Genomic DNA, 10,524 nt, shown 5'->3' on the forward strand with positions numbered 1-10,524 from the left:
CATATCGGGCATCTTTGCATCTTTCGTGAATAACGTTCATCCCCCACGAGGCGGGCAGCAGCACCACCATCGGGTCATTGCGCCAGGGGATCAAGCGGATGTTCGCGATCGCCGGTTGCGGGCTGGCGACGATGGCGATATCGAGCGTTCCCGCCCTGAGGCGCAGCATGGCTTCGGCCGAGCCCACGGCTTCGAGCTTGACTTCGACGCCGGGGCTGCGCTGCGTCAGCGCTTCGAGCATCAGCGGCAGCAGCCGGGTGCTCACGCCTGCGGACACGCCCACTTTCACCAGACCTTCACGCCCCGTGGCGCGGCGCTGCACCAGATCGATCAAGTCGTCGCTGGCCGCGAGCAGCTTGCGGCCTTCGGTCACCAGCGCATCGCCGGCCAGCGTCAACTCCGCATGCCTTCGGCCGCGTATCAGCAAGGCCGCCTGCATGCGCGACTCCAGCTCCTTGATATGCAGGCTCACGGTGGGCGGCGCGAGGTGCAGCGCCTGGGCCGCGGCGGCGAAAGTGCCCAGATCGGCGATGGCGATCAGCGTCTGCAATTGGTCGAGGTTCAAATTACGCATCAGGAATTATGAATTCAAGCGTCATTGAATTCAACTTTACAGAGGTCAGGCCTGGCGCGAGCATTGGCTCATGCCCCATCAAGACCACTCCAGGAATGCCCCCGACCCATTGCGGCAGCAAAGCCGCTTGCGCAACTGGTGGCAGCGCGCGCTGTGCGTTCTGGCGCGCGCCGAGCAACGCATCATGGAGAACTTCCGGGTGCCGCCTCATGGGGGATGAACGTTATTCACGAAAGATGCAAAGATGCCCGATATGCGAGAACTGCTGCGAAGCCTCCAATCCCTTCCCGGTCCCTATCAGCCGTTCGATCCGGCGCAGGCGCCCGGTCAGCCCGAGCCGCTGTTCGCGCAATGGCTGCAGGCCGCGATCGACGCGGGAATCCGCGAGCCCCATGCCATGACCTTGTCCACCGTCGATGCCGACGGCTGTCCCGATGCGCGCGTGCTGATTCTGAAAAACGTCGATGACCATGGCTGGCATTTCGCGATCAGCCGCGCCAGCCCCAAGGGCCGGCAGATCACCGCGTCGCCGCAGGTGGCGCTGACTTTCTACTGGCCGGCGCTGGGACGCCAGGTGCGCATCCGCGGAACGGCGCATGACATGGGCGCCGCGGCGCAGGCCACGGACTTTCTGGCGCGCCCCCTGGGATCGCGCGCCGGCGCGCTGCTGGGCCGGCAAAGCGATGTGCTGGCGGCGCAGCAGGAACTCGAAGACGGGCTGGCGCGGCAGCTGCAGCGGCTCGATGCGGCGCCTGATCTGGTGCCGCCGACCTGGGCGGTCTATGCGGTCAGGCCGCGGGTGATCGAGTTCTGGCAAGGCAACGAGCAGCGCCGCCATGTGCGGCTGTCATATCGCCGCGAAGAGGGATCGGCGTGGGCTATGGAGCGGCTTTGGCCGTGACCTGCGCCTTTGCCGCAGCGCCGCCAGACTTCGCGGCCCGGCGCGCGATCAGCAGCGCCGCGGCCGCGGCGCACAGCGCAATCGCCGCCGCGACATAGCCTACGCTGCGCGTCCCCCAGGCCGGAATGGCGAGCGCGCCGACCATGGCGCCCAGGCCTATGCCGGCGTTGGCGGCCGAAACGTTCAGCGTGCCGGCCAGGGCCTTGGCATGCGAGGCCGCTTTCATCACGCGAACCTGGCAGATCGGATACAGCGCGGTGTTGGCCACGCCCCAGACCGCTAGCGCAACGCACAGCCACAAGCGGTGGCCGGCGGCGGCCATGCTCCAGGCCATGCCCAGGGCCAGCACCCCGCTGAACAGCGCGGTCACCGCCAGAGGGCGTGCGTCGGCCCAGCGGCCGCCCAGCCAGTTGCCGATCAAGCCGACCGCGCCAAAGCCCATCAGCCACCAGCCCACTTGCGCCTTGGGCACGCCCGCGGCGTTCTCCAGCGTGTCGGCCAGATAGGTATAGGCCGTGAACATGGCCGTGAACACCAGCACCGACAGCGCCACATTGGCGAGAAACAGCGGGTCGCGCAGAATGCGCAGCTGCTCGCCCAGGCGCAGACGCTGCGGCGAACGCAGGGCCGGCATGCCGAACTGCAGCAACACGGCGATCAGCAGCGACAGCGCCGCGAGCACCCAGAACGCGCCGCGCCAGCCCACGGCCTGCGCGGCCAGCGTGCCCAGCGGAATGCCGAACAGCATGGCCGCCGAAATGCCCAGATAGACCGAAGACACGGCGCGGCCGGCGCGCTCGGGCCCGGCGAGCTGCGCCGCGGTCTCGCTGGCCGTGCCCCAGAACACGGGCAGCGCCAACGCGGGAATGAACCGCGCCAGCGCCAGCACCCACAGGTTGGGCGCCAGCGCCGCCAAGGCGTTGGAGCCGGCAAACACCAGCAAGATGGCGACGAACAGGCGCTTGCGTTCTACATGTGCGACCCAGGCCGTGAGCAGCGGCCCGAACAGCATCACGGTGAACGCAAACAGCGTGACCAGCAGTCCGGCCTGCGAGATGCTGATCGACAGATCCGCGGCCATCGCGGGCAGCAGCCCGACGATCAGGAATTCGGTGGTCACGAGAATGAAGGCCGCGGTGGCGAGGATGGCGATGGCCGTGGTTCGGCCCGCTGCGGCAGCGCCGATGGAAAGGGTGGGGTCTTGCGTGGTCACAATGGTAGCCTAGGGTTTCTACTAGGTTAACTGCGAATCGGTTTCCTATCTCGGGAGAAATTTCCATACACTCTGGAATCCATTTCCATAATCGAATCCTCCATGGTGCCTACCGAACGCCTCAAAGGCCTGGAAGCCTTTGTCGCCACCGCCGATGCCGGCAGCTTCACCGCGGCCGCCGAGCGCCTGAACCTGACCAATTCGGCCGTGGGCAAGGCGGTGTCGCGCCTGGAAGCGCGGCTCAACACGCGGCTGTTCGAGCGCACGACGCGCAGTCTGGCGCTGACGGACGCCGGCGCGGCGTTCTACCGCACCTGCGTGCGCGTGCTCGATGAACTGCAGGTCGCCGAGCAGGTGCTGGCCGCCGACAGGCTCGAGCCGTTTGGCCGGCTGCGCGTCGATGTTCCGGCCACCTTTGGCCGTATGCGGGTCCTGCCGTTGCTGCTGGCGTTCGCCGAGCTGCATCCGGGCGTGCGCCCGCATATCTCGTTCACGGACCGGTTCGTTGATATCGTGGAAGAGGGCATTGATGTAGGCGTGCGCATAGGCGGCGCGGACGCTTGGCCCGCGGCGCTGGGCCAGCGCTATCTGGGCACGGAGCGGCTGATCTTCTGCGCGTCGCCGGGCTATCTCGCGCGCCGCCCAGCCCCGCAATCGATAGAGGAACTGTGGACGCATGACACCGTGACCTACGGCCGCGCCGATGGCAGCGCCAGCCCCTGGCTGATACAGCGCGGCGCGGGCCCGGTGGAGCGCCGTTCGGTCGAAGGGCGCGTGGTCGTGGGCCAGGCCGATGCCCTGGTCGAGGCGGTGCTGGCCCACAGCGGCATCGCCCAGCTGGCGACCTGGCTGGTCGACGAGCATCTGGCCAGCGGCCGCCTGGTGCAAATCCTGCCCGCGCTGGCGACCGACGGCCTGCCGCTGCACCTGGTCTGGCCGCGCAGCCGCCAGTTGCTGCCCAAGATCGATGGGTTGATCAGCTATCTGGGCAGCGGGTTGGGAATTCGCTGAAAAAGCGCAGGGCGCTGGCTGCGGAACGCGTCACCTTAGTTTCGTTCGCCGCACCGCCAACGCATTGATCCAACCGCAGCGTTCGTGCGGTGCGTCATTGCAGTTTCTAAGGGTGCGTCACTGAACTTTCGTTCATGACGGGCTTCCCCTCTGAGAGAGTGGTTGGTCATGGTTCTGTGCATCGGCCTCGATCAGCAGCGCTGGTGCTGTTGGGCGAAACTGCTGCTAATTCAGTCGCTTGCTGGGGCAGCTATCGACCCTGAGACGACATTCAGATAGAGGCCGCAAAGCTGTCATTCCGCAAAGCTATAGGTTCAGCACTGAGGAATCTAATGTGCTGGAGCTTGATATGGACTCTGGCTTGGTACGATCTCAAAATCATCTCCCTCATAGGTCGCCATGGGCATTAGCAACTACGCGTTGGACACGTTTGTCGCGCAAGACATGTCAAAGCTCACACAGTTGTCAATCAAGTCTTTGGCTGGAGAATTTCCAAATACAGACAAGTGGTTTGCGCAGTTTGTCCTTCGGAGAATTTTCCATGGACATGTTTCGGACGAGAAGGCTGCCTTGGCGTTTGCAATAATTCGTCGAACACATTCTGCGTTGCAGGAATGGGAGCTCGCTAGCGTAGCTGCGCAAGGTAATCTACGGAGTGTTGCTACTTACTTTTCCGTACTTCACCATCTCGAAAGCTGCATTAGCGCCATCTGGCAAGGATTGGAGTTTGCTCGAAAGTCCCTAAGCCAAGAGCTTTTTAAGAAGGGGGACGGGAGCACCTACGCACGCATAAACTGGATCTACAACGTCTCTCGTCACTTTGATCCTGAAGCTCTCCCGCAAGGCGACAACCATCGAGTCTGGTTAAGCGATCAGGCAATACACACCCGAGAGCAAACGGTCACCTTTGATGAGCTTCGGGAGGCCATTGTGATGCTCGCGAGAGTTTCCGAAAAGCTGGCGTGAAATTAGGGGTAAGAATTTCAATGAGAGGGACGTCCTGTAAGCCGAGCTTGCGGTTCCCTTTGCTTCTTTGCTGTTCTGGCTTTCCTCATCTCAAATGTTGAGCGTCCGCTTCTAGTCGCCGCCACCGCCTGCTACTGGCCGATAGAAAGTCATCGATGCAGCGCGTGGGGCATTGGAAGAGATAACTTCGATATCGCCGGAGATATGTGGCCCAGCCAGAATGCGGCCGCATCTGACCAGGGCCGCTGCCCCACGCCAGCAGACGATGAGATTTGTCCTCTCGCAGCCTCGCAATACGGTTGTATGATGCAACCATTGGAGGTGTGCCGTGAATGCTCAACAGTCGCTGGTGGAAGAAATCCGTGCCGCGTCGCGCTCGCTGGTGCGCGATTGGGGTTTCATGGGAGGCAGCTTTGCCGGGGGCGATTTGTCGCCTTCGGCCGTGCATGCGCTGATCGAGATCGACCACGGCGAAGTCAGCGCCAAGGAGATTGCCACGCGCCTGCGCCTGGAGAAGTCCAGCGTGAGCCGCATGCTGCGCAAGCTGGTTGAGTCCGGTGAAGTGAGCGAACAGGTGGATGCGCGCGACAGCCGCTTGAAGAATCTGACGTTGACCGCTGCCGGCAAGTTGAAGGTGGCGGCCATCCATGCGCATGCGCGCTCGCAAGTGGAAGACGCGCTGCGCCGGCTCCAGCCCGGCCAGGACCGCAGCGTGCTCAAGGGTCTGAACCTCTACAGCGAGGCCCTCGCCGCGCGCGCGCAGGGCCAGCGGCCCGTGGTTGACGTGGTGGCCGGCTATCAACTCGGCCTGATTGCGCGCATCACCCAGATGCACGCGCTTTACTACGCGCGCGAATCCGGCTTCGGCCAGCGTTTCGAGTCGGTGGTCGCGGGCGGTCTGGCGCAGTTTTGTGATCGCCTCGACAAGCCGGTCAACAGCATCTGGACGGCGCTGCGCGCCGGCGAGATCGTGGGCTCGGTCGCCATCGATGGCGAAGACCTGGGTGAGAACATCGCCCATCTGCGCTGGTTCATCGTCGACGACAGCGTGCGCGGCAGCGGCGCGGGCCGCAAGCTGTTGTCCGCGGCGCTGGATTTCGCCGACCGCCAGGGGTTCGGCGAAACCCATCTCTGGACCTTCAGCGGGCTGTCCGCGGCGCGCCATCTGTATGAGTCATGCGGCTTTGAATGCGTGCAGGAGTGGCAGGGCGACCAATGGGGCAAGGAAGTGACGGAGCAGAAGTTCGTGCGACTGCGGCCCTGAAGGCCGGGCCGCCGGCTTGCGCCAACGGCCCGGGCCTGCGCCTCAGAACTTGTAGGTCATTGAGGCGCGGTAGGCGCGCGGCGCGCCCTACATCAGCTGCTCGTTGAACCTGCGAGCAGCAGCCTGAAAGAAGTTTATCGAATCTGTCGGCGCGACTGCCACTCGCTGGCCAGCATGGCGTAGATGTACTCATCGCCCCAGACCCCCTCGAAGCGGTCGTTCTGAACCAGATGCGCTTCGCGGCGCAGGCCCAGGCGTTCGACCACGCCCACCGATCCCGCGTTGAGCGCATCGAGCCGCGCGAAGATGCGGTGGCAATCCAGCGTCTCGAAACCCAGGCCCAGCATCGCGGCCACGGCTTCGGTCGCATAGCCCTGGCCGGCGAAGTCGGGGTGAAAGATATAGCCGACTTCGGCCTGCAGCGCGTCCCGGCTGGCAATCTTCAGCAGCACTTCGCCGACGAGGGCGCCATCAGTGCGGCGCGTGACCGCCAGGCGCAAGGTATCGCCGTCCTGGACGAAAGGCTGGGCCAGCACGCTGTCAAACTGGTCTTGCAGCGCCTGCCCGGTCGGTGCGGGCATATAGAGAAAGCGGTAGACATCGGCGCGGCCGTGATAGGCCGCATAGGCGGGGAAATCGGCGGCGCGGAAGGCGCGCAGTGCGAGGCGTTCGGTTTGCAGCGGCAGGGGCAAGGAGGCAGTGTTCACGAATTTGGGCAGGGCATGGAGCCGCGGCTGGGGCTATCCTGCCCAGATAGTGGCAGATGCGGGATTCACAATGGCCGCATCACACTGGCGCCAGCCCCGCGAGATCGGCCGCCTGGTCCAGCGCCCAGATGTTTTGCAGCAGCCGCGCGGCCGGGCCCGCGCCTATGACCGGCGTAGCGAGCTCGAGGAATTTGTGTTCCAGCTCGCTGTCCGACAGCGGCAGCTCGGGGTCGCCCTTGCGGTCGGGTTGCAGCCAGACGAGGCGGCGGCCGTCGTGGGTCGTGATTTCCACGCGCGCCGCGCGCCGGCCCGGAAAGGCGGCGTCGATCTCCGGGTCTACCGCGGTGCTGACGCGCGCCATCAGCGCGCGCAGTTCGGGGTCGGCCAGGCGCTCGGGCGTATAGGCGTTCAGCCGCACGCTGCCGTGCAGCAGCGCGCTGGCGACGACGAAACGCAGGCTGAAGCGGGCTTCGTTCTCGGTGCGTGGCGTCTCGTGGCAGGCGATGTCCAGCGCGGGCCGGTAGGTCGCGACATGGATGGCCTGAATGTCGGCCGCGCGCAGCGGGTGTTCGGCGCGCAATGCCAGCACCGCGTCGATGGCCGCAAAGCTATGGCCGCAGCCGATATGGTTCTTGAACGTGAGACGCGTGATGTGGAAGTCGCGGCCCAGCGTGGCGCCGACCCGCGACCAATCGGGGCCGTCGCTCATGGCGCGGCCCAGGCCGGCTTCGCCGTCGAGCACATCGAGCGAGCCCGTGACGCCTTGCTGGGCGAGCTGCGCGGCGACCAGGCCGGCTTCGGCGGCGCGGCCCGCATGCAGCGGCTTGGACATCGAGTCGCTGCGAAACGCCTGCTGCAAGCCCGCGGTGAATGTCGCGGCCGTGGCCAGTGCGTGCGCAAAGGGCAGGGCGTCCAGGCGCAGCACGCTGGCGGCTGCCGCCGCGGCGCCAAACGCGCCCACGGTGCCGGTGTTGTGCCAGAAGCGGTAGTGCGCGCGGCCCAGTACCACGCCTATGCGTGTCGACACTTCATAGCCCAGCACCAGCGCGCGCAGGAAGTCGAGGCCGCTGGCGCCGGCCTGCTGGCCTGCGGCGAGTGCCGCGGCAATGGTCGCGGCGCCGGGGTGGTACATGGCGTCGCGAAAGCTGTCATCGATTTCGGCCGCGTGCGCCGCCGTGCCGTTGTACAGCGCCGCGGCCCGGGCCGTGGCCGCGCGGCCGTTGCCCAGGCGCGCGCCCCCGCGGTCCAGGTCTTCGGCCAGCACCTGCGCGAGCTGGGCCAGCGGCGCGGCCGCGAGCCCGGGAAACAGCGCGGCGTACCAGTCGATCAACGCACGCTTGGCGTGGTGCAGCACTGCGTCGGGCAGCGCGGCGTCGCGACAGGTTTGGGCGTAGGCGCCAAACACTTCGGTGGCATGGGGCGCGTGGCTCATGCGAGCACCAGCACGCCGTCGGCCGCGCGCACGCCCTGGCCCGCGGGCAGCACGAAGACCGGGTTGATCTCGGCTTCGATCACGCGCTCGCCCAGTTGCGCGGCCATGGCCGAGAAGGCCACGATGGCGTCCACCAGCGCGCGCACATCGGCCTTGGGCCGGCCGCGAAAGCCGTCGAGCAGCGGCCAGGTCTTGAGTTCCTGCGCCATGGCCAGGGCCTCGGCAGCGGTCAGGGCCTGCAGCTTGCCGTCTACGTGTGGCAACAGGCGCAGCGTGGTGTCCTGGAACAGTTCGGCCGTGACGCCGCCCATGCCCAGCAGCACGGCCGTGCCCAGCGCGTCGCGGTGCAGGCCCAGGATCAGCTCGGTGCCGCCGGCGACCATCTGTTGCACCAGGAACTGCTGCACCTGCACGCCGGCCCGGGCGGCGACATCGCTGCGCATCTGCGCCAGCCGCGCGCCTATGGTCTCGGCCGTGAGGCCCACGGCCACGCCGCCGACATCGCTCTTGTGGGTGATCTCGGCCGACAGGATCTTGAGCACCACGCGCCCGCCGAGTTCGCGCGCCGCCGCTTCGGCCTCTTCGGCGCTGCGCACCACGCGTTCGGCCGCGCCGGGCAGGCCGAAGCGGGCGAAGACGGCCTTGGCCTGGGCTTCGTCGAGCGAGCCGCTGGGCAGATCGCCGATGTCCAGCGCCGCTGGTGCACTGGCGGGTGCTGCGTCGCTGGCCTCGAAGCCGCGCACGCGCAGCATGCCGGCCAGCGCCGCGGTGCAGCTTTCGGCCGCGGCAAACGCGGGCACGCCGCGCTGCGTCAGCAGGGCGCCGATTTCGGGCGCATGCGGGCTCACATAGGCCAGCACGGGTTTGTCGCAGTGGGGCAGGCAGTCCTGAATCGCTGCGGCCAGCAGTTCGGGCATCGCCAGGCTCGATGAGCCGACGATGATGATCAGGGCGTCGTAGCTGGGGCTGGCGAGCAAGGCGTTGATCGCGCCGCGCAGCAGGTCGGGGCGCAGGCCGGCGAGCGTCACGTCGATGGGGTTGCGGTCCAGCACGGCTTCGCTGCCGGTCTGCAGCGCGCGCAGCGCTTCGGCCGTGGCCGCATCGGGGGCCGGCGTCTCGAAGCCGGCCACGCCCAGATCGTCGGAGACCAGGGTGCCCGCGCCGCCGGTGGACGTCAAAATGGCGACGCGCCGGCCGCGCAGCACGCGGCCCGTGGCCAGCGCCGCGGGAATGTCCAGCAGGTCGGCAAAGCTCTGCGCGCGTATCACGCCCACTTGCTTGAACAGCGCGTCGTACATGCGATCGGCGCCGGCCATGGCGCCGGTGTGCGAGACCGCGGCCTGGGCGCCGGCCTCGGAGCGGCCGATCTTGAACGCCACCACGGGCTTGCCGGCACGCGCCGCCTTGAGGCAGGCCGCGCGGAATTTCCCGGGATTGCGCACGGTCTCCACATACAGCGCGATGACCTTGGTCGCCGGGTCGTCGGCCAGATGGTCGATGAAGTCGGCGAGTTCCAGGTCGACTTCGTTGCTGGTGGAGATCAGCTTGGACAGGCCTATGCCGCGCGCCGCGGCGCGCGACAGCAGCGAGCCCAGGATGCCGCCGCTTTGGGACACCACGCCTATGCTGCCGGCCGGGAATTCGTCCATTTCCAGCGCGCCCGACGGCGACAGCACGATGCGGTCCGTGAGGTTGACCAGGCCTATGGTGTTGGGGCCCAGCAGGCGCATGCCGCCCGCGGCGTCGATGAGCTGCTGCTGGCGGCGCGCGCCGTCTTCGCCGGTCTCGGTATAGCCGCTGGCCAGCACGATGGCGGCCGCGCAGCCGCGCGCCGCGAGCTCCCTGACGGCCAGATGCGCGCGTTCGGCGCCCAGCAGCACCACGGCCACATCGGGCACTTCGGGCAGCGCGGCGATGTCGGCATAGCAGGGCAGGCCGTCGATCTCCTGGACCTTGGGATTCACGGGCAGGATGCGGCCCGCGAACCCGTGCTTGCGCAGATAGGCCACGGGCCGGCCCGCGGTCTTGCGCGGATCGGCCGAGGCGCCGATGATGGCGACGCTGCGCGGCGACAGCAGCTTGGCGATGGCGTGGTTCATTGCATCACTCCTTGGCGGCCGTCTTGGCGAGAAAGGCTTCGACCGACGCGCGGTGCTCGCTGCTGGTGTAGCAGATGCCCTGGGCCTGGCTGCCCTGGGCAAAGATGTCGTGCGACGACAGCTCGAAGCTCTGGTTGAGAATGGTCTTGGTCAGCGCCATGGCGGTCGCCGACGCCGCCGAAAGCTCCTTGGCCCAGGCCTGGGCGTCGGCCAGCAGCGTGTCGGCGGGGGCCTTGCGGTCGGCTATGCCCAGCGTCAGCGCTTCGTCCACTTTCACCTGGCGGCTCGTGAAGATCAGTTCCTTGGCCTTGGCCAGGCCCACGCGGCGCGGCAGGAAGTACATGCCGCCGCCGTCGG

The 10,524-nt window shown here is 67.0% G+C and carries 10 protein-coding genes; 4 read left to right on the top strand and 6 right to left on the bottom strand.

Annotation, left to right across the window (positions count from 1 at the left end; translation table 11 throughout):
* The coding region (locus KHY18_RS26075) for a LysR family transcriptional regulator (protein WP_213307117.1) at positions 1-574 on the bottom strand (574 nt) is incomplete at its 3' end.
* Between the two features lie 244 nt (positions 575-818).
* Here KHY18_RS26075 and KHY18_RS26080 point away from each other — a divergent pair.
* Complete coding sequence (locus KHY18_RS26080; RefSeq protein ID WP_213307120.1) at positions 819-1,475, top strand: pyridoxine/pyridoxamine 5'-phosphate oxidase; 657 nt, start codon at positions 819-821, stop codon at positions 1,473-1,475.
* On the opposite strand, the gene KHY18_RS26085 is transcribed toward KHY18_RS26080, so the two are convergent.
* Complete coding sequence (locus KHY18_RS26085) at positions 1,453-2,688, bottom strand: MFS transporter (protein WP_349630342.1); 1,236 nt, start codon at positions 2,686-2,688, stop codon at positions 1,453-1,455. The two genes, KHY18_RS26080 and KHY18_RS26085, sit on opposite strands and share 23 nt — an antisense overlap.
* A 102-nt stretch (positions 2,689-2,790) precedes the next feature.
* Between KHY18_RS26085 and KHY18_RS26090 the strand changes: the two genes are divergently transcribed.
* The 3 genes from KHY18_RS26090 (at position 2,791) to KHY18_RS26100 (ending at position 5,929) form a co-directional block, all read left to right on the top strand.
* Positions 2,791-3,699 carry a LysR family transcriptional regulator gene (locus tag KHY18_RS26090; protein ID WP_213307123.1) on the top strand — a complete coding sequence of 303 codons (909 nt, stop codon included), beginning with the start codon at positions 2,791-2,793 and terminating at the stop codon, positions 3,697-3,699.
* 399 nt (positions 3,700-4,098) lie between these two features.
* Positions 4,099-4,665, top strand: coding sequence for a hypothetical protein (locus KHY18_RS26095; RefSeq protein ID WP_213307126.1), 567 nt, complete (start codon positions 4,099-4,101; stop codon positions 4,663-4,665).
* Between the two features lie 328 nt (positions 4,666-4,993).
* Positions 4,994-5,929: a bifunctional helix-turn-helix transcriptional regulator/GNAT family N-acetyltransferase gene (locus KHY18_RS26100; protein WP_213307129.1), complete on the top strand. Its 936-nt coding sequence runs from the start codon at positions 4,994-4,996 to the stop codon at positions 5,927-5,929.
* Between the two features lie 134 nt (positions 5,930-6,063).
* Here the strand turns inward: KHY18_RS26100 and KHY18_RS26105 are convergent, their stop codons facing one another.
* The 4 genes from KHY18_RS26105 to KHY18_RS26120 form a co-directional block, all read right to left on the bottom strand.
* Positions 6,064-6,636: a GNAT family N-acetyltransferase gene (locus KHY18_RS26105; protein ID WP_213307132.1), complete on the bottom strand. Its 573-nt coding sequence runs from the start codon at positions 6,634-6,636 to the stop codon at positions 6,064-6,066.
* 79 nt (positions 6,637-6,715) lie between these two features.
* The gene (locus KHY18_RS26110; protein ID WP_213307135.1) at positions 6,716-8,068 is read right to left on the bottom strand and encodes an MmgE/PrpD family protein; all 1,353 of its coding nucleotides are present in this window, start codon (positions 8,066-8,068) and stop codon (positions 6,716-6,718) included.
* Positions 8,065-10,167: an acetate--CoA ligase family protein gene (locus KHY18_RS26115; protein WP_213307138.1), complete on the bottom strand. Its 2,103-nt coding sequence runs from the start codon at positions 10,165-10,167 to the stop codon at positions 8,065-8,067. The genes KHY18_RS26110 and KHY18_RS26115 overlap by 4 nt, the downstream gene beginning before the upstream one ends.
* A gap of 4 nt (positions 10,168-10,171) precedes the next feature.
* Positions 10,172-10,524 (bottom strand): enoyl-CoA hydratase/isomerase family protein (locus tag KHY18_RS26120; protein ID WP_249729393.1); only part of this gene is annotated, 353 nt, incomplete at its 5' end.

It is taken from the genome of Acidovorax sp. CCYZU-2555 (genome assembly GCF_018413525.1).
Taxonomy (GTDB): Bacteria; Pseudomonadota; Gammaproteobacteria; order Burkholderiales; family Burkholderiaceae_C; genus Comamonas.

What these genes read in the sequence shown, in the direction of transcription:
- KHY18_RS26080 (WP_213307120.1), top strand. Translation starts at nt 819, where the DNA reads ATGCCCGATATGCGAGAACTGCTGCGAAGCCTCCAATCCCTTCCCGGT.
- KHY18_RS26090 (WP_213307123.1), top strand. Translation starts at nt 2,791, where the DNA reads ATGGTGCCTACCGAACGCCTCAAAGGCCTGGAAGCCTTTGTCGCCACC.
- KHY18_RS26095 (WP_213307126.1), top strand. Translation starts at nt 4,099, where the DNA reads ATGGGCATTAGCAACTACGCGTTGGACACGTTTGTCGCGCAAGACATG.
- KHY18_RS26110 (WP_213307135.1), bottom strand. Translation starts at nt 8,068, where the DNA reads ATGAGCCACGCGCCCCATGCCACCGAAGTGTTTGGCGCCTACGCCCAA.
- KHY18_RS26115 (WP_213307138.1), bottom strand. Translation starts at nt 10,167, where the DNA reads ATGAACCACGCCATCGCCAAGCTGCTGTCGCCGCGCAGCGTCGCCATC.